This window comes from Sulfurovum indicum (genome assembly GCF_014931715.1).
GTDB lineage: Bacteria > Campylobacterota > Campylobacteria > Campylobacterales > Sulfurovaceae > Sulfurovum > Sulfurovum indicum.
The window spans coordinates 1,135,794-1,153,624 of the sequence record NZ_CP063164.1 but is presented as its reverse complement, the minus strand read 5'-3'; the positions used below and the strand labels follow the sequence as shown (position 1 = coordinate 1,153,624).

The following is a 17,831-nucleotide window of genomic DNA, read 5'->3' as shown; positions in this document are numbered from 1 at the left end:
AAAAGAGAAACAGCGAGGCACACTATGGCATTCACACCTAAAACACCCTATCTTGCTACGGACGGTATCATTGAAATATATGAAAAAGAGAGATTTCAAGGCATCGTACTCATTGAGCGCATGAACGAACCAAGGGGGCTGGCACTGCCTGGCGGTTTTGTTGATGTAGGCGAGAGTGTGGAAAATGCCCTTATACGCGAAATGAAAGAGGAAACGGGTCTGGATGTTACTGTCAGCAGACTGCTTGGCATCTATTCTGACCCTTTGCGAGATCCTCGGTTTCATACAGTGAGTGTGGTCTATGTTGCAAGAGCGGAGGGAACGCCAAAGGGCGGAGACGATGCCAAAGAGGCAGCAGTTTATGCACTGGATGCTATTCCTCTTAAGAGACTGCTTTTTGACCATGCAAGGATCGTGACCGACTACCTCTCTGCACGTGAAGGTTAGGGAAACAATGTTGCACAGCAGTTATGATCTACTACGTGGGCTCAAAAATATGGGCTATCTAAAGAGCAGCAGAGATCCACTTTGGTGGCCACACAGTGGAACTTTTGAAGTGGTGGTCGGTGCACTGCTGACACAGCAGACAAAATGGGAGAAAGTAGAAGAGTCCCTTGATAATCTGAAAGCACATGGACTGCTCTCTTTGGAAGCGCTGAGCTGTACTTCTGAGAAGGAGATAGCATACCTTATTAAACCCAGCGGTTTTTACAATACCAAAGCCCTGAGACTCAAACTGCTTTGCAGCAGTATCATTCAGAGATATGGCTGTTTTGCACTATTTCAAAAAGAGGTGGACAGAGAGTGGCTGCTGGCGCAGAAAGGGATCGGTATGGAGAGTGCAGACTCCATACTCTGCTATGCCTGTCACCGGCCGGTAATGGTAGTAGACAGCTATACCGGCAGGCTTCTGAGTGCCTTTGGGTACAGGTTCGATCACTATATGCAGATGCAGGAGTGGTTGCAGGAGGGGATAGAGGAGAATAGAGAAAAGGTCACTCTGCTGTACGGTTACGACCTTCCTCTTTCTACACTCTATGCGCGCTTTCATGGAAAGATCGTAGAGTTTGCGAAAACATATATCAAGGGTCGGAAAGTAGATATCTCTCTCTTGGAATCAGCCCTTTAATTTCCCAATAGTGTGGCGATCCACTTTGTATCCTCTTTCGCATCCAGTGCGATCTTGAGCATAATGGTAAGGGGTACGGAAAGCAGCATACCGACCGGCCCAAGCAGCCAGCCCCAGAAGATCAATGAGAGAAATACGACCAAAGTAGAGATCCCCAGTCCCTCACCCATGATCCTGGGTTCTATGATAGACCCGATAGTGATGTTGATGGCAACATAGATACCTGTTACCGCAAGTGCTGTTCCCGGATCAAACTGTACCAGCGCCATGAGTACAGCAGGTACAGCGGCGATGATAGAGCCTATATTGGGAATAAAGTTCAGTAAAAAAGCGACTACTCCCCAGAGAATAGCATAGTCCACTCCCAGAACTTTCAGCGCGACTGTAACAAAAATACCTGTTGCGGCAGAGGTCATTGATTTGAGCAGAATGAAGTGTTTGATGTTATCGCTGACCTTGATAAAAGAGTGCAGGCTGTTGGAGTTCGTGCGTTCAAGCTTTCTGGAGAACTGGGAGATCTCCATAAGCATGAAGAGCACCGTAATGATGATCATAAAAGAGTTGGTCATCAACCCGCCTAGTGACTTGAGTGTTTTGGCAATATATTCCATCACACTGTTTGTGGCAAATATGGACAGGATATCCTCTTTGGGAACTTTGATGTTGTAATTGTCGAGCAGGGCAAGAAGGTTTTGAAAATCCGTTCGCAGCTTTGCTTCATAGGTGGGGACATTCTGTGTAAAGTCCTGTACGGATGTTCCTATAAGTATTACCAGTGTACTTATGGAAGCGAACAGAAGTATAACGATCAGCAGCAGGGCGATACCCTGTGGAACTTTTTTCTTTTTCAGCCATAAAAAAAGCGGAGCGAGGATGATTGCAAGAAAGAATGCAAGCAGGAAAGGGACAATGATGACAGAAGCCGCTTTTATGCCTGCAAGAACAATGACCACTGCAGCCATTACCATAACACCATATCCGACAGTATGTTTTGACAGTGACATAAACCCTCTTTTGTATGATCCCGAAACAGGCATCAGCAAGATGTGTGGCGATCCTGGATGCATGGTTGGAAAATAATCTTATCAATATTATACTGCATTATACCTGCCTGAGATAATAAAAGGGCTTCATTCATGCTATAATTCACGAGATATATCAGGCAGTAGTCTCAGTGTAAAGGAAAAAAGTGGGCAATATCGTCATTACAGGATGCAGTACGGGTATTGGGCTTGAAACAGCTATCTATCTGAAAGAGAGAGGCATCACCGTTTACCCGACTGCCAGGGATCCGGAAGATGTCAGGATGCTTAGGGAACGGGGGTTTGAGAATGCCATGCAGCTGGATGTGACCGATCCTCTGCTTATCAGCAGGGTGATAGCATGTGTGCTTGAACTTGAAGGGAAGATCGATGTCTGGTTCAACAATGCCGGATATGGACAACCAGGTGCCATAGAAGATATCGGTACTGATCTGCTCAGAGAACAGTTTGAGACAAATGTCTTTGGTCTGCATGAGTGTACCAGGCAGATCATACCGGTGATGCGCAGACAGGGATATGGCAAGATCATACAGCACAGTTCGGTACTGGGACTCATATCACTTTTCGGAAGAGGGGCGTACAATGCCGCAAAATATGCAGTAGAGGGGCTGACCGATACGCTGAGACTGGAACTTCACGGCACAAATATCTATCCTGTACTGCTTAATACCGGACCGGTTACCAGCCATTTCAGGGAAACGGCCATGAAGAAACTTAGAGAGAATATCGATATTGAACATTCTATATTCAAAGAGAAGTACGAAAAGAACCTCAATGCGGACAAAAGTACGGTTCCTTTCAATCTTGAGGCGGATGCCGTTGCCAAAACTGTGTACACGATCATACTGGCACAACATCCGAAACCACGCTACTACATTACCAAAGCGACCTATCTTTTAGGATACTTAAAGAGAGTTTTGAGTACAACTTTAATGGATAAACTTTTACTGAAAATAGGATGAAATATGGATAAGATAAAGATCGGTGTGGTAACCACAAGCGACAGGGCATCACAAGGTATATATGAAGATATCTCCGGTGTGGCGATAATGGATACAATGAAAGAGTATTTGTTGAATGAATGTGAGTATGAGTACCGCTGTATACCGGATGAACAGAGTATCATTGAGACGACACTTATAGAGCTGTCACGCGATATGAACTGTGACCTTATCGTGACTACAGGGGGTACAGGTCCTGCACCAAGAGATGTAACGACAGAAGCGACAGAAAATGTCTGTCAGAAACTGCTTCCCGGGTTTGGAGAACAGATGAGGGCGGTGAGTCTCCAGTATGTACCCACAGCCATTCTTTCCCGCCAGACAGCAGGTATCTGCAACGGCTCTCTCATTATCAATCTTCCGGGAAAACCAAAATCGATCCGTGAGTGTCTCGATGCGGTATTCCCCGCAGTACCTTACTGTATCGACCTGATCGGCGGGAACTATATGGAAGCCAATGAAGAGGTGATCAAAGTCTTCAGACCAAAAAAGTGATCGCCGATAGTGAAAATAATAGTTTAAAAGAGGGTGTATGAGATGGATGTGATATTTATAGAAGAGAAGATCAATGAGATCATTGCAGAACTGGAGAAAGAGGTGATGGAGCTTGTAACCGATGAGACGATAGACAAGCAGTACACCAACACGCATATGAAGCCGCTCGCATCGACCAAGAAGATACTGCTTAATGCACTTGAGAGCATTAAAATGGTCGACAGGCTCTACAAAGAGGACCTGGAGAAGCTCTCATGAACAACTTAATGGTCATTTTGATCTTTCTTGTGACACTTGTTCTTTTTTTCTGGGGTGTCTGGAAAACCCTGAAAAGCCAAAGAAAGGTCTATATGCTGGCAATGATTCCTTTCTTTGGCCTGATGATAGGGATATTCTTTCTATAGAAGGATTTACCGCTTCTTTCTGTGAGTACTAATCTCTTGTAGACGTCATTCCTGCACCGAGCCAGTCCTGCATTCCTCCCCGGTACCATTTGATCTTTTCAGCCGGATATCCGATCTCAAGCAGTGCAAAGATCATACTGGGTGACTGGCTGCACCATGGACCGTTACAGAAAAGTACCAGTGTTTTGGCATGGCTGAAATCATACTCTTCATCTTTAGTTATCGTAACCCCCAAAGATTTGAGTGCAGATTCAAAATGAAACTCATAACTTTCACGTTCTTTAAAATAGTGAAACGGTACATTGACCGCGCCGGGTATCGTACGGTATTCAAACCAACTCTCTTTGCGACTGTCTATAAGCAGAAGATTTTTATCGGTCTGCATCTCTTTAATCGTTGCCAGCACTTCCAGTTCACCGTATGTTTCAAGCTCTTCATCCAGATGCATGGGAAGGAGCTTCCCTTTGGTATGTACATAGGTTGATTTGCAGGCTTCGGGCACTTTTGGGTTGGCATAGTTGCCTGTCCAGAGCATTTCGTTGTTTATGGGAACACTTTTACACTCTTTGGGGATAATACGTTTGACACTGTAGGTTTTGCCATTGGCTGTGACCTTGATACCTTGATGTTCCAGGCTGTTGGAGCCGGCAGAGAGCAGAGCAGGGAGAAGTAACAAAAACAGGGTCCGCATGAAAATCCTTTTTGTTTTGATACTACCATGAGGTATGTGTATTATATGTGTAACATCAAATATTAAATAATTTAATATTTATCGGAGTATAATGAAGTGTCCCAATATTGAAATTTAAACTTTGTGTGAAGGAGTGACAGAAAAATATTCTTCTTTACTGTTCGATAAAGATCGGCCAGACCTATAGAGAGAAAAGATCTCTTTTTTGCTATGGAGGAAGATAAAGACCATTTTGTTGTTTTCCTATCTCTTCTTTGGAATCCATATAAGCAAATGAAAGAGTCAATATGAAAATATTAAAGCATACATTTCTCCTCAAACTGCTGATCCTTTTTGTATCGCTGCTCACTTCTCTTCTTTTTTACCATACGTATCTTTCTTATCTACAATATTCCGCGTCACAAAAAAGTATAGATATTCCTGTTTTTTTAAAGAAGGTTGCTGAAGCAGTTGAGAAGATAGATGAAGAGAGGCTCAATACGGCTTCTTATCTGGCAATACATTCAAAAAGCAGTTTTGAAAGAATAAAGCGTGCAAGGGAAGATACAGATAGAAGATTATTGGAACTCAGAAGCCTGGTAGAGGGAAAGAGTGCTTTTCACCCCTATAGGATCCATTTCAGAGGTGTCTATAGAGCATTGCGTCATGTTAGGGAATCGGTAGAGAGTCTCAGAAGTGACAAGGTGGATATTCTCTTTCACGGGTATCACGGAGAAGTCTTTATGCCGTTTACCTACATGCTCAGTGAGTTGGCTCTGGCTCAGAACTCTGAAGTCTTGACATACTATCTGCTATTATATGAGAATCATATTGAATTGAGAGAAAATACAGTTCTTGAAAATACACTGATCTACCCTCTATTGCTGAAAAAAGATCCAATGACAGAGAAGGAAAGAGTGATCTGGGAGCAGGTGACGGTAAATGACAGAGAGCCAAACTTTGAGATGGTTCCTGATCCGGTTGCAGCGGTAGATCTCCGTGCACTTCTTTCACATGAAGCGTATGCCGATCTTCTCAAAAAAGAACGTGGACAGATACTTGAGGATGCCAAGAGCGGGATATACAGGGTTTCAGTCGTATCATGGCTGGATAAGATCAGTAGAAAGATGGAGTATTTCGGTAAGGTAGAGGCGATACTTCTTGAGCAGATTGAAAAGAGTGCCCTGGAGAGTGTCTCCAATGCAAAAATAGATCTTATCAGCTATGGCATCGGTACTATACTGTTCCTGCTGCTCTTATACAAACTTGTCACGCTGCATATGGACCAGAGCAAAAATAAAAAGCTCTATAAGGATACACTGCGGGATATTGAACTGGTCTTTGATCAAAATCAGCAAAAAAAGCTTAAACATCTTATTGAGAACGGCAATCTCAATTTGATCTATAGATTTCTGATACAGGCGATACAGGATGCAAATCAGACCAAAGATATGTTCCTGGCAAGTATGTCTCATGAGATACGTACTCCGCTTAACGGTATAGTGGGGTTTACTCAGCTGCTTAAAGAAACGGAGATGACAGAAGAACAAAGAGAGTTTCTCTCTGTGGTTGAAAAAAGTTCCGAACACCTCTTGAGTATTGTCAATGATATTCTTGATCTTGCCAAGATAAAGGCGCAGAAAATCGATCTGGAGTATATGGTATTTGATCCGATCGAGCATTTTGAGTCTTCTGTGGAATCCTATGCCGGTAAGGCGCTAAAAGAGAATATCGACTTCAACATTTTTATTGATCCGGAGCTGCCGACACGTATGAAAGGCGATCCTACAAAGATCTCACAAGTGATCGTCAACCTTGTAAGCAATGCGATAAAGTTTACTCCGAAGAATGGGAAAGTGAGTGTTTCCATAGAGAAAGTATCGGAAAGCAATGACAAAACAGAAGTGAAATTCTCAGTTTCTGATACCGGGATCGGTATTGCAAAAGAGCAGCAAAAGAAGATCTTTGCAGCATTTTCCCAGGCTGATGTCAGTACAAGCAGAAAGTATGGTGGAACAGGACTTGGGCTTACCATTTCCGGTAAACTTGTCGACCTGATGGGCGGCAAGCTCAGTCTTACCAGTACAAAAGGAGAAGGTTCGACTTTTTACTTTACACTTATACTGCAAAATGCTGAAGGTGCAGAACGAAGAGTTGTTGAGGATATGCATACGTATACAGCAGGGATTTTCGATTTCAAAATTGGTATAGAGTATGATACCAACAGGAATCTTGAGAGATATATTGCACATACCGGTGCGAAGGTCAAGCATTATACTGCCAAAACACTTTTTGCTGCAAAAGAGAGAGGGGAGCTTCCCGATATTCTTTTTATCGATCACAAGTTCCATCAAAGAGAAGGTGAGATCGATAAATTTTTGGACTTAGAGAGCAAAATCGTTATTATCTCAACAGGTGAGCAGAAAAAAAATCTCAGACGGTACGGTTCACGTATAGACAAGATCCTCTATAAGCCGGTTACATTTACTAAAACTCTGAAGGCGCTGCGTGATAAAGAAGAGAGTACTGAGCAGAAAAAACAGATATATTTTAAAGATATTCGTGTTCTTGTCGCAGAAGACAATCCAATTAACCAAAAACTGATCACCAATGTATTGAACAAGGCCGGTATAGAGGTGTGTATTGCAAAAAACGGTCAGGAGGCACTGGAATATCGCATGAGAGAAGCGTTCGATATGATATTCATGGATATTGAGATGCCGGTAATGGGCGGGATGGAAGCGACAGCAAAGATATTGAGCTATGAACACAGTAGCGGTAAAGAACATATTCCGATCATTGCTTTGACGGCAAACACCCTCAGCGGAGACAAGGCAAAATATATGGGGGCCGGTATGGAGGGCTACCTCTCCAAACCGATAGAGTTGGAGGCGTTAAGAGAGATCTTCAGCACTTACTTTGAGGAGAAGATCATAGTAGAATCAGAGGTTATTTCAGAATAATAGCCTCTTTTTATACGTTATGTGCAACTTTATAGGTCGGATCATCCTCTTCGTAGGTACAGAACGGTCCGGCGATCTTCAGTGTCTTTTTACAGTCTTCTGAAAGGTGTCTGAGTGTCAGTTTCTTCCCTGCTTTTCTGTATTTTTCTGTCAATGCATCGATCGCTTCGGCTCCCGAAGAGTCCATGACCCTGGCTTTTTTGAAGTCTATAACCACTTCGTCAGGGTCATTTTCCACATCGAACTGTTCATTAAAAGAGGTTACAGAGCCAAAGAAGAGAGGACCATCCAGTTCATAGATCTTTTTGTTCCCTTCCTGCCGGGTACGGGAAAAGATCTTTGCATGCTCCCATGCAAAGACGAGGGCAGAGATAATAATACCGGCGATAACCGCCACTGCCAGGTCTTCGAAAATAGTGATGATCGTTACAACGACCAGAACAAAGGCATCGGATTTTGGCATGTGTTTGATACGCTTGAGAGAGGAGAATTCGAAGGTCCCGATGCTTACCATGAACATGATCCCCACCAGTACGGCAATAGGAATGGCCGAGATGACATCAGAGAAACTGACCACAAGGATGATAAGCAGGAGAGCAGCTGTAAAGGAAGAGAGTCTGCCGAGACCGCCGGAGGTGAAGTTGATGACAGACTGTCCGATCATCGCACATCCTGCCATACCGCCAAAGAGACCGGAGGTAGTATTCCCGATACCAAGCGCTACACACTCCTTGTTTCCCGAACCGCGTTTCCCACCCATTTCATCAAGTACAGAGAGTGTAAGCAGAGACTCGATAAGTCCGACAAGTGCTACGATGACCGCAGTAGGCAAAATAACCTTCAGCGATTCCCAACTCAAAAGAATAGAGAGATCAGGCATGACAAAATGCGGAAAAGAGACATGGGAGAGATCAGCCATATCCCCTACGGTCTTTGTATCGATACCGCTATAGTAAACGGCCAGTGTGATCACAACGATCGCTACAAGTCCGGCAGGGACCGCTTTGCTTATTTTTGGAAGGTACTGCATGGTCAGCATCGTGACAGCAATAATAATATACATGACATAATTTTCCTGCAGACTGGCTTTGATGATCTCAAACCATGAGTGATACTGTTCGATGTGTGCCGGGGCAAGGAAAGGAAGCTGTGCGAGAGCGATCACGATGGCCAGACCGTTGACAAAGCCGAAAAGGGCAGGCTGGGGAACCAGACGGATGAATTTACCCATCTTCATCAGACCAATGGCGATCTGTATGAGTCCTGCAATGATTGAAGTGACGAGAATATAGTGCAGTACCATGATGGAGAGTGCTTCGGTGTCAAGATCAGGATAGTGCTGTTTGACCCAAAGTCCGAGAGAGACGAAGACGACTGCCACCGAACCGGTTGCTCCTGAGATCATCCCCGGCTTACCGCCCAGCAAGGAGGTGATCAATCCGATGATAAACGCTGCATAGAGCCCCACAACCGGTGAAACCCCGGCAATAAAGGAGAAGGCGATCGCTTCTGGGACCAGTGCTACGGCAACCAGTGCACCTGAGAGAATGTCATTTTTGATGTTCTGTTTCGAGTATCGTTGAATGTCGACCAAGTCAATATCCTTTGGGGTAAAAAGTTGTGGAATTTTACCATAATTGTTTATGGGAGAGATTAGAGCGGATCTATGCTAAAGTGATATACCAATACCGGCGGTATCGCTTAAAACGATCTCACTCTCATTGAAGAGTGTATCGGTTTTCAGCGAATGGGAAGCGAGCAGGGCAACGGCATCGAGATCAAGCATCGTAACGGTGTCGGCTCTGCTAGAGGCAAGGTGTACACCGGCAGCAACGGAGATGGGACCTTCAAGCATGCATCCTACCATACATTTGACTTGGTAAGAGGCACAGAGATCTGCAAGCGCAAGTGCCTGAGAGATCCCGCCTGTTTTGGCCAGTTTGATATTGATGTAATCTACTGCCTCCATTTCAAGCAGCCTGCGGGCATCTTTGAGTGAAAAGACAGATTCGTCAGCCAGTAGAGGAGTCTGTACACGCTCTTTGATGTACTTAAGGCCCTCTATGTCATCTGCGGCCACCGGCTGCTCAATAAATTCTGCCATAATCTCTTCTTTTTCGAGCGACTCTAAAAGGGCCACGCTCTCCTGGGCACTCCAGCCCTGATTGGCATCAAGCCTGAGGGAGACCTTTCCCTCCAGTACCTTATGGATAGCCTTGATGCGTTCTGCATCTTTTTGGGGGTTGTCACCGATCTTTATTTTGAGTGTATCGTACCCCAGAGATACCGCGGACAGACTCTCTGAGACCATTTTCCCGGTCTCCCCCATACTGATGGTAATATCAGTTCTGAAACTTCTCCTTGTGCCGCCAAGCATTTTGTAAAGAGGCAGTTTTTGAGCTTTGGCTTTGAGGTCATAGAGGGCGATCTCAAGTGCGGATTTTGCTGTGGTGTTCCCGACAATGGTGGTATGTACCAGAGAAATGAGGGAGGAAAAGTCATCTATCTCCTTACCGATCAGTTGTGGAGAGATGAAGTCGATGGCTGCCTGCATGGAACCGATGGTCTCACCGGTGATCTGCGGTGTGGGGGCTCCTTCTCCGTAACCGATACTGCCGTCATCACCCTCAATAATGACAACAAGGTCTTCAAGGGAATCCACCCGTCTGAGAGCAGTGACAAAAGGGGTCTCCAGTGGAGCTTTGAAGAGGATGGTTCGGATGGAGGCTATTTTCATTCTATGCCAGCGCTTCCCACTCTTCGATCTCTCTGAGATTCGCAGCAAGTGTTTTGATCTCTTTTGCGAGCTTTTCACGTTCCTGCTCTATGAGGTACTCATCGAAATCATTTTCTGCAAATTCGATATCTTCAAGCATCTCCTTGCGCTTTTGGACAAGTCTCTTTTTTAACGCTTCATACTCATCTTTTTTTGCGATCTTGGCTAACTGTTCTTCTGTTAGATTCATCATAGATCCTTTACGCTGTATTGAAGCAATTTTATCCAAAGTGCATTAACATGAGATTATCCCGGAGCACTCTTGTCAAGGTCGTTTCACAGCAAATAGAGAAAGAGCGGTGATACAGCAGGGGTCGCAACAGCAACTATGCAGAAGAATGGATATATTTCTGTTCCGGCATATTTCGGGTTGAAGGAGTGCTACTGCTGTACGATCATCTTCAATACTTTCCCGACCGCCAGTCCGCCAAACGTTCCCAGAATATATCCCATCATCGCCATAAGCACACCAATAGGGATGAGTGCTCTGGAGTATGCCGAAGCCAGTATGGGGGCTGATGCAACCCCTCCAATATTTGCCAGGGATGCAACTCCCAGGGAGAAGAGGTCAAGTTTGAAAAGTTTGGCAAAGATCACCATGATGAGTGCATGAATGGCGATGATCACAAAACCGGCTGCAATATAGAGCGGTGCCTGGGCAAGTTCTGCAAAATTTGCCCGTGAAGCGATCAGTGCAACGATAAGGTAGAGCATCATATTCCCAAGAGCAGATGCTCCGCCAAGAGATGCCAGAGGGGTCATGGCAAGGAGAATACCTGCAACAGTCGCAATGATCACGACCCAGGTGGTATGTGTCAGAAAATCAGTGGTCGGCATGAAGTCTGCCAGGAATTGGGAGAGTGCAGAGAGAAAGAGGGCAGCAGCCAGAAGCAAAAAGAGTGAAACAAAATCCATCGTCTCTCTGCGCTCTTCCTTCTGTGCAAGTTTTCTGCCTACCTCATCAATGATGGAGGTATCGGCTCCGCTCCAGCGATTGAAACGTTTTGCAAAAGGCACCAGTGCCAGGAGTACCATGACCCAGACGGCATAGTCTATGGAGTCAATAAGGAGTGCATAACCCATATCGCTGTCAGGCAGGTGCAAGGCGCCCTGTATGGCGACCATATTTCCTGTTCCTCCCATCCAGGAACCGGAGAGTGCGGCAAAGGGTTTCCATGACTCCGGGCCAAAGGCTGTATGAAAAAGGGCATACATACCGATAAATCCGAGTGAAATACTTACAGCCGCCAGTAAAAATGTGAGTATCATCTTTTTACCGAGTTTTCGTATCTCACGCATATCGGCAGAAAGAAGCATAAGAAAGATCATGGCAGGGAGCAGATTGGATTTGAGAGCTTTATATGCAGCTGTGATCTCTTCAGTTTTTTCCCAGATGCCAAATGTAGATAATAACATGATGACAAAATAGATGATTACGATTGAGGGGAGATACTCAAAGAGTTTGTTGTAACGGGTTTTTTTCTCGGTGTAGACGATGCTTGCTGCGATCATCATCAGCAGTGCCAGGTAGCTGAATCCGTCAGTGATCATAAAGAGCCATCCTTAATATTATAAAATATCTTATTCACAGGAGTCCTAATCCCAAGGTACGTATGGCTTCATGTTTATGAAACTGGTAGGTACTGAAATCTTTGGTTTGGGGTTCTATAAGCACTATATTTTTATCTGTATAGGACAATATCGTCCTGCTCTGGTTATAGATAAGCAGTCTGACAGAACGTTCGAACATCTCCAGAACATTGTGTGTCTTAAAAAAATTGTCGGGCAGTTCTTTTTCAAAGGAGTGCTCTCCGAGTACATCTACAGCCAGAACATCCTTGTATGAAGTTTCACTGATACCAAGGTTTTCACATAAAAAACCGTCACCGTAGACCTCGCCTTCAATGGTATGTTCTTCATATACTCCCGGAATTGCCATGCTCGCCAAGAGCGCATCTTTGATGTAGACGTTGTCTTTAGCGCTAAAAACACGTTTTTTGCCGCTTTTGAGATTGGTTGTAATAAGTTTAAGCGGTATTTGCGTATCTGCCATTTTTCTCTCACCGAAAAGAGTCGTAAATATACTGGCGACCTTGTCATTGTCAACGATCGCATTGCCCGAAAAGGAGAACTTGATCCAGTTGGAGACCTTGACAAAGGAGCGTATCTGTTCATAGATCATTGCTTCATCCATTCCGATGCTCAGACACGCACCGATGATGCCGCCCATACTGGTCCCTACGACCTCAGAAGGGGAAAGCCCTTTGTGTTCCATATCGTGCAGGACACCAAGATGGGCAATGCCCAGGGCACCGCCTCCGGAGAGAACTAGCGAGAAAGGGTTTTGTTGGAGTGTGTCTGTGTTCATGAAGATATTATAGCGTAAGATGAGTGTGGATTCCCCGTCCCTCACTTCCATGCTGAGTGTGAGAACGAGGGGGAAGCGTTTGTTTACGCTGTTTCGGAGTAGAGGTGTGTTGCTTTTTGAACGTGGAAGTTCAGACCGATCTCTTTTTCTGTACATCCAAGTGCCAGTGCGACCATTTGAGGCATATGAAGTACCGGAAGTTCTACATCACGGCCGATAACATGACCGATGTCATCCTGGTAGGTATCCATTTTGAGGTGGCAGAGAGGACATGGTGTGACCATAAGGTCGGCGTTGTTGTCAATGGCATCGACCATGGCATTCCCTGCAAGGACCTCTGAGGTATGGTTTGCCTGGAGTTCAACATGGAAACCGCAGCACTTGTTCTTATGGTCATAATTGACAGGATTCCCCTCAAGTGCTTCAATGAGCTGGTCAAGAGAAGTAGGGTTGTAAGGGTTCTCCCCGCCGTTTGCATTATGGTGCAGTTCGGAAGGACGGATATTGTGACAACCATAGAACGGTGCAATGTTGAAGTGGCTAAGCGGAACTTTGACCTTCTCTTTGATGTTCTCAAGCCCATACTCATCGATCAGACAGTAGAGGAAGTGTTTGATCTCTGAAGTTCCTTTGTACTCAAGACCGACTTCAGCCAGTTTCTCATTGACTCTGGCTTTCAGTTCAGGGTCAGTGTCAAGTGCATGTTTGGTCATGGCAGAGTTAAGCTGACAGGTGTTACAGATAGTGATCATCGTAAGTCCCAGCTTTTCCGCATAACAGATGTTACGTGCATTGAGTACATGTGCCAGGAACTCATCGAAGTCCTGAAGGTGGCTGGCACCACAACAGCTTGCCTCTTCGAGGATCGTGATCTCAATACCGAGCTTCTGGGCTACTGCAAGGGTAGATGAGAGTAGCTCCGGTGTGGATTGTTTTGCGGTACATCCGGTAAATAGTGCATATTTTAGTTTGCTCATCATATCTCCTTACAGTTTGTTGGTTTGTGATATTTTAATAAGTTTCTGAACTTCATCCAGATGTTTGATCTTAGGTACACTGTTGATGAACGGTACGCCTGAATGCCAGTGGATCTTCCCTGCTTTAAGCATTTTGAGTGCTGTCTTGAGATGCTTGTACATACCAAGGTAGCCTTCTGAGTAGGAGACGATATCTGCTTCATCCAGCAGTCCGTATTTTTTCATCCCTCTGAGGAAACCTTCCGCATGGCGTGTAGCAACGTTTGGTACTGCCACACCCTGCTCAAACTGCATGTTGTGGAGTTTGGTGATCTTCTCGATAGGGTTGATCTCTTTCGGACAGGCCTCTGCACACTCATAACACTTTACACAGTCCCAGACTCCAGGACCCATCTGGGAAGTGAGTTCAAGTCTCTCTTTCCCGGCCTCATCTCTGGTATCGACGGTAAACCTGTATGCTGCGGTGAATGCAGCAGGCCCAAGGAAGTCTTCATTCACTTCTACCGCAGGACAGGCATAGTGACAGCTTCCGCACTGGATACAGAGGTCGGCATCGAGGAATTTGTTGAACTCTTCGATGCTCTGCTTTGTTTCGTGTTCGGGGTGAGGATCGATTTCTGCTACCACATACGGCTTGACCTCTGCATGTTTGTCCCAGAAATCTTTTTTGTCGATGATCATATCTTTAACCACACGCTTTTTGCTTTGAGGCTCGATAAGAAGTTCATCGCCAAAAAGTTCGACCAGTTCAAGCGCATTCTGTTTACATGCGAGTGTCGCTTTGCCGTTAACCTTGATACCGCAGGCACCACAGATACCGTGCCGGCATGAACGACGGTATGAGAAAGAACCGTCATGTTCCCACTTGATACGGTTAAGGAGGTCAAGCATCAACTCATCTTTCCCTACTTCCAGCTCATAGTGTTTATAGTAGGGCAGATAGTCGGTTTCAGCGTTGAATCTAAATGTTTTTAATGTCACTTTTCTTGTATCACTCATCACAACCTCCTTAATATGATCTTTCTTTTGGTTCGAACTTACCAAGAACGACATCACCCCATTCGGTTGTAATGTTGTAATTCTCATCCATATAAGCGTAAGTGTGTTTCAGGAACTTTTCATCATCACGCTCCGGGAAATCCTCTCTGTAGTGTCCGCCACGGCTCTCTTCACGTTCAAGCGCACCGACAACGATGAACTTGCTGAACTCCAGCATGTGCCCAAGCTCCAGTGCTTCCTGAAGGTCTGTGTTGAAGGTGTTGGATTTGTCATCGATACGGATATTGTTGAAACGTACCAGAAGTTCATCGATGAGTTTGAGCTGCTTCTCAAGAGATTCTCTGGTTCTAAAGACACCTGCATTGGCGGTCATACCGTTTTGAAGCTCTTCACGAAGTCCCGGAACAGTCTCTGTACCGTTGGATGTTTTGAGTCTGTGGAGCTCATCAAGCATTCTTTTGGCATCTTCAGGGACTGCTTTTTTGAGTTCTACCCCTTCATCGAGTGCTTTGACCATGTTCTCTCCCGCATGACGTCCAAAGAGAAGTGCTTCAAGTACAGAGTTCGCACCAAGACGGTTTGCTCCGTGTACCGACACACATGAACACTCACCGGCTGCATAGAAGCCTTCTACCGTTTCTTTGGGGTTCTTCTTCACTTCACAGTTGATCGTTGTCGGGATACCGCCCATGGAGTAGTGCGCTGTTGCAGAGATATGGATAGGCTCTTTAAGCATATCCTGTCCCTGGAAAGCGATAGCGAGTTCACGAAGCTCCGGAAGACGTGTAAGGATGATCTCAGGATCAAGGTGGGTCAGATCAATATTGACTGACTGTCCGTCTTTTCCTACACCGCGTCCCTGACGTACCTCCTCCATGATCGCACGGCTGACCACATCACGTGAAGCAAGTTCGAGAGCATTAGGTGCATACTTCTCCATGAAACGCTCACCGAGTGCGTTGTAAAGACGTCCGCCTTCACCGCGTGCCGCTTCAGAGATGAGAACACCTGAACCGCCAAGTCCGCTTGGGTGGAACTGTACGAACTCCATATCTTCCAAAGGAAGTCCGTGACGTGCAACAATTGAGAGAGCATCTCCCGTATTGGCATGCGCATTAGAGTTAAAACGGTATGCACGTGCATGTCCGCCTGTTGCGAACATAACTACTTTTGCATTGAAGATCGCAGGCTCGGAGTTGCGGATATTGTAGGCAGAGACACCGTAGGCTTTGCCGTCTTCATAAAGAAGGTCTGCACAGTACCACTCGTCAAATACTTCGATTCCCGCACGGAAAGCCTGTTCATAGATCGCTTGAAGTACAGCCAGTCCGGTTCTGTCCTTCGCATAACATGCTCTTGGTTTGCTCTGTCCACCAAAAGGACGGATTGCGATGTTGCCTTCCTCGTCTCTTGAGAAGACCGCACCCATTCTCTCTGCCCAGCGAATGGTCTCCGGCGCTTTGGTACACATCAGTTCAACAGCATCCTGGTCTGCAAGATAGTCAGAACCTTTTATCGTGTCAAACATATGAAGCTCTACAGAGTCCTCTTTTCCCAGTGCGGCATTGATACCACCCTGAGCTGCACCGGAGTGGCTTCTGAGAGGGTGAAGTTTGGTGATCACTGCTGTTTTCTTTCCTGCTTCGGTTAACTCTTTGGCTGCCGCCAAACCAGCCAGACCTGCACCGACGATCACAGCATCGTATTCGTAGATTTTAACGTTCATTACGCTTACGTCCTTTTCATGTCAAATTTGCGTCCATTATATCGTTTCGAAGGTATCAAATTGATTAATAGGAAGGGGGAATTAGGGTTTTTAAGAGGGGATTGTTACACATTTTCTCCCGGGGAAGGGAGAATCAGAATATCAGATTATCTAACGCATAAGTCATGTTGATGTGATCAAAAAAAGCAGCTTTTTTACGCCACCTTATCTTTTTCGGCCAATGCTTTGAATGCATCAAAAGAGAGAAGGGCAAGCGGTATCTCTCTTCCAATACGCTTTTGTATCGCGGCGAAGTGCTTGTTGAACATATCAAGGTCCTCTTTGTTTGCAACGATGAGGATCTCTGCACCATTGTCAAGCGCATCAAGCAGTGTCGTGGCGGCTTTGAGGTAGGCAAGATTGTTCTCTCTGCCGATAAGTGAACGGCCGCAAAGCTTTTTCTCTCTTGAGAAACGTATTACTCTGCCTCCGGCCGCCTCTATGGCAGCATAGACCTCTTCGGCTGCAGGTGTCTCTTCCTGTGCCGCATAGAATGCAACATTGCGTCCATGTATGTTCTTGGTCTGATGGGCTGCTCTCGCCTCTCTGGAAAGCTTCTGGCTGACCTTTTCAAGGAATTTGTTCGGTACAGGATGCTCATACATACTGTGAAGCGCTTCGAATGTTGCAGTGTGGTCCTGTGCTTCAAAGAGGTTATTCTCGTATTCGCAGGCATTGAGACCGTCATATTCATCATTGATAGCGTCCAGGATCTCTTTTTTGTATTCCGAGCCATTCTCTATCATTCTGTGTGCGAGAAGCAAAACGGCATCGCCGATATAGTCATGGTTGAATCTAGAGCTCTCTGAAGCATAGTGCAGGGAATAAAGAGACTCGTAGTATGCTTTGTCTTCCTCTGTTGCATAGGGAGCAAGCAGTTCGAAGCGCTCCATGAAGTCATCATCGTTGATGACGAGGCAGTGGTTTGAACGGTAGGAGAGCACAGGGTCTATCTGCAGTTCTGTACCCAGCTTTTCAACGATCTGAGCAACGCTCTCTTCTCCTGTCACAACCAGGTCATTTATCCTGAAAATGAGTCTCTCTTCAGGGTAGGCAAAGTTTTCATTCTGTGCTTTGATCTCTTTGAGTATCTCAACAGCCTGTGCATCGCCATCGAGCTTCACAGTGAAGTTTTTATAGTAGGGGAGGTAATCTGTCTGTGCATTAAAAAAGAATGCTCTTGTCTGTAATGTATACTGCATCGTGTTTGTCCTTAAAAATCAAACTTAAATTATGATGAT

The 17,831-nt window shown here is 45.5% G+C and carries 18 protein-coding genes; 7 read left to right on the top strand and 11 right to left on the bottom strand.

The genetic code is table 11. The features are described 5' to 3' along the window. Positions 1–24: 24 nt before the first annotated feature. Together IMZ28_RS05820 and IMZ28_RS05815 are read left to right on the top strand one after the other, a co-directional pair. Entirely contained in the window at positions 25–447 is a 423-nt protein-coding gene (locus IMZ28_RS05820; RefSeq protein ID WP_197547655.1) for an NUDIX domain-containing protein, read from the top strand. Between the two features lie 7 nt (positions 448–454). Further along, positions 455–1,129 (top strand): 3-methyladenine DNA glycosylase, encoded by a 675-nt coding sequence (locus IMZ28_RS05815; RefSeq protein ID WP_232087422.1) that lies wholly within the window; start codon positions 455–457, stop codon positions 1,127–1,129. On the opposite strand, the gene IMZ28_RS05810 is transcribed toward IMZ28_RS05815, so the two are convergent. Continuing rightward, the gene (locus IMZ28_RS05810; protein WP_197547654.1) at positions 1,126–2,133 is read right to left on the bottom strand and encodes an AI-2E family transporter; all 1,008 of its coding nucleotides are present in this window, start codon (positions 2,131–2,133) and stop codon (positions 1,126–1,128) included. The genes IMZ28_RS05815 and IMZ28_RS05810 overlap by 4 nt on opposite strands. Positions 2,134–2,318: 185 nt before the next feature. Here IMZ28_RS05810 and IMZ28_RS05805 point away from each other — a divergent pair, with 185 nt between their 5' ends. The 4 genes from IMZ28_RS05805 to IMZ28_RS05790 are packed head-to-tail and all read left to right on the top strand — an operon-like array spanning position 2,319 to position 4,072. Beyond that, positions 2,319–3,134: an SDR family NAD(P)-dependent oxidoreductase gene (locus IMZ28_RS05805; protein WP_197547653.1), complete on the top strand. Its 816-nt coding sequence runs from the start codon at positions 2,319–2,321 to the stop codon at positions 3,132–3,134. 3 nt (positions 3,135–3,137) lie between these two features. After that, on the top strand, positions 3,138–3,668 hold the full coding sequence (gene mog / locus IMZ28_RS05800; RefSeq protein ID WP_197547652.1) for a molybdopterin adenylyltransferase: 531 nt from the start codon (positions 3,138–3,140) through the stop codon (positions 3,666–3,668). A 42-nt stretch (positions 3,669–3,710) separates the two neighbouring features. Beyond that, positions 3,711–3,926: a hypothetical protein gene (locus IMZ28_RS05795; RefSeq protein WP_197547651.1), complete on the top strand. Its 216-nt coding sequence runs from the start codon at positions 3,711–3,713 to the stop codon at positions 3,924–3,926. Then, the gene (locus IMZ28_RS05790; RefSeq protein WP_197547650.1) at positions 3,923–4,072 is read left to right on the top strand and encodes a hypothetical protein; all 150 of its coding nucleotides are present in this window, start codon (positions 3,923–3,925) and stop codon (positions 4,070–4,072) included. Before IMZ28_RS05795 ends, IMZ28_RS05790 begins: the two co-directional genes overlap by 4 nt. Positions 4,073–4,100: 28 nt before the next feature. Here IMZ28_RS05790 and IMZ28_RS05785 read toward each other — a convergent pair whose 3' ends face one another. Further along, positions 4,101–4,763 carry a rhodanese-like domain-containing protein gene (locus tag IMZ28_RS05785; RefSeq protein ID WP_197547649.1) on the bottom strand — a complete coding sequence of 221 codons (663 nt, stop codon included), beginning with the start codon at positions 4,761–4,763 and terminating at the stop codon, positions 4,101–4,103. Positions 4,764–5,050: 287 nt separating this feature from the next. On the opposite strand from IMZ28_RS05785, the gene IMZ28_RS05780 reads away from it, so the two are divergent. Beyond that, positions 5,051–7,705 carry a hybrid sensor histidine kinase/response regulator gene (locus IMZ28_RS05780; protein WP_197547648.1) on the top strand — a complete coding sequence of 885 codons (2,655 nt, stop codon included), beginning with the start codon at positions 5,051–5,053 and terminating at the stop codon, positions 7,703–7,705. 10 nt (positions 7,706–7,715) lie between these two features. Here the strand turns inward: IMZ28_RS05780 and IMZ28_RS05775 are convergent, their stop codons facing one another. From IMZ28_RS05775 to IMZ28_RS05735, 9 genes are all read right to left on the bottom strand, one after another. Further along, positions 7,716–9,299 carry a SulP family inorganic anion transporter gene (locus IMZ28_RS05775; protein WP_197547647.1) on the bottom strand — a complete coding sequence of 528 codons (1,584 nt, stop codon included), beginning with the start codon at positions 9,297–9,299 and terminating at the stop codon, positions 7,716–7,718. Positions 9,300–9,374: 75 nt separating this feature from the next. Further along, positions 9,375–10,442 carry a dipeptide epimerase gene (locus tag IMZ28_RS05770; protein ID WP_197547646.1) on the bottom strand — a complete coding sequence of 356 codons (1,068 nt, stop codon included), beginning with the start codon at positions 10,440–10,442 and terminating at the stop codon, positions 9,375–9,377. A 1-nt stretch (position 10,443) separates the two neighbouring features. Then, a complete protein-coding gene (locus tag IMZ28_RS05765) occupies positions 10,444–10,671 on the bottom strand; it encodes a hypothetical protein (RefSeq protein ID WP_197547645.1) in 228 nt (75 codons plus the stop codon). Positions 10,672–10,862: 191 nt separating this feature from the next. After that, a complete protein-coding gene (locus tag IMZ28_RS05760; RefSeq protein ID WP_197547644.1) occupies positions 10,863–12,032 on the bottom strand; it encodes a DUF819 family protein in 1,170 nt (389 codons plus the stop codon). Positions 12,033–12,066: 34 nt separating this feature from the next. After that, positions 12,067–12,849 (bottom strand): patatin-like phospholipase family protein, encoded by a 783-nt coding sequence (locus IMZ28_RS05755; protein WP_197547643.1) that lies wholly within the window; start codon positions 12,847–12,849, stop codon positions 12,067–12,069. Between the two features lie 83 nt (positions 12,850–12,932). Beyond that, positions 12,933–13,826 carry a CoB--CoM heterodisulfide reductase iron-sulfur subunit B family protein gene (locus tag IMZ28_RS05750; protein WP_197547642.1) on the bottom strand — a complete coding sequence of 298 codons (894 nt, stop codon included), beginning with the start codon at positions 13,824–13,826 and terminating at the stop codon, positions 12,933–12,935. A 9-nt stretch (positions 13,827–13,835) separates the two neighbouring features. Beyond that, positions 13,836–14,825 (bottom strand): succinate dehydrogenase/fumarate reductase iron-sulfur subunit, encoded by a 990-nt coding sequence (locus tag IMZ28_RS05745; protein WP_197547641.1) that lies wholly within the window; start codon positions 14,823–14,825, stop codon positions 13,836–13,838. A 10-nt stretch (positions 14,826–14,835) separates the two neighbouring features. Next, positions 14,836–16,551 (bottom strand): FAD-binding protein, encoded by a 1,716-nt coding sequence (locus IMZ28_RS05740; protein ID WP_197547640.1) that lies wholly within the window; start codon positions 16,549–16,551, stop codon positions 14,836–14,838. A 194-nt stretch (positions 16,552–16,745) separates the two neighbouring features. Continuing rightward, positions 16,746–17,792, bottom strand: coding sequence for a hypothetical protein (locus IMZ28_RS05735; RefSeq protein WP_197547639.1), 1,047 nt, complete (start codon positions 17,790–17,792; stop codon positions 16,746–16,748). Between the last annotated feature and the right edge of the window lie 39 nt (positions 17,793–17,831).

What these genes read in the sequence shown, in the direction of transcription:
- IMZ28_RS05740 (WP_197547640.1), bottom strand. Translation starts at nt 16,551, where the DNA reads ATGAACGTTAAAATCTACGAATACGATGCTGTGATCGTCGGTGCAGGT.
- IMZ28_RS05755 (WP_197547643.1), bottom strand. Translation starts at nt 12,849, where the DNA reads ATGAACACAGACACACTCCAACAAAACCCTTTCTCGCTAGTTCTCTCC.
- IMZ28_RS05760 (WP_197547644.1), bottom strand. Translation starts at nt 12,032, where the DNA reads ATGATCACTGACGGATTCAGCTACCTGGCACTGCTGATGATGATCGCA.
- IMZ28_RS05820 (WP_197547655.1), top strand. Translation starts at nt 25, where the DNA reads ATGGCATTCACACCTAAAACACCCTATCTTGCTACGGACGGTATCATT.
- IMZ28_RS05815 (WP_232087422.1), top strand. Translation starts at nt 455, where the DNA reads ATGTTGCACAGCAGTTATGATCTACTACGTGGGCTCAAAAATATGGGC.
- IMZ28_RS05780 (WP_197547648.1), top strand. Translation starts at nt 5,051, where the DNA reads ATGAAAATATTAAAGCATACATTTCTCCTCAAACTGCTGATCCTTTTT.
- IMZ28_RS05770 (WP_197547646.1), bottom strand. Translation starts at nt 10,442, where the DNA reads ATGAAAATAGCCTCCATCCGAACCATCCTCTTCAAAGCTCCACTGGAG.
- IMZ28_RS05810 (WP_197547654.1), bottom strand. Translation starts at nt 2,133, where the DNA reads ATGTCACTGTCAAAACATACTGTCGGATATGGTGTTATGGTAATGGCT.
- mog (WP_197547652.1), top strand. Translation starts at nt 3,138, where the DNA reads ATGGATAAGATAAAGATCGGTGTGGTAACCACAAGCGACAGGGCATCA.
- IMZ28_RS05790 (WP_197547650.1), top strand. Translation starts at nt 3,923, where the DNA reads ATGAACAACTTAATGGTCATTTTGATCTTTCTTGTGACACTTGTTCTT.
- IMZ28_RS05765 (WP_197547645.1), bottom strand. Translation starts at nt 10,671, where the DNA reads ATGAATCTAACAGAAGAACAGTTAGCCAAGATCGCAAAAAAAGATGAG.
- IMZ28_RS05735 (WP_197547639.1), bottom strand. Translation starts at nt 17,792, where the DNA reads ATGCAGTATACATTACAGACAAGAGCATTCTTTTTTAATGCACAGACA.
- IMZ28_RS05795 (WP_197547651.1), top strand. Translation starts at nt 3,711, where the DNA reads ATGGATGTGATATTTATAGAAGAGAAGATCAATGAGATCATTGCAGAA.
- IMZ28_RS05785 (WP_197547649.1), bottom strand. Translation starts at nt 4,763, where the DNA reads ATGCGGACCCTGTTTTTGTTACTTCTCCCTGCTCTGCTCTCTGCCGGC.
- IMZ28_RS05750 (WP_197547642.1), bottom strand. Translation starts at nt 13,826, where the DNA reads ATGAGCAAACTAAAATATGCACTATTTACCGGATGTACCGCAAAACAA.
- IMZ28_RS05745 (WP_197547641.1), bottom strand. Translation starts at nt 14,825, where the DNA reads ATGAGTGATACAAGAAAAGTGACATTAAAAACATTTAGATTCAACGCT.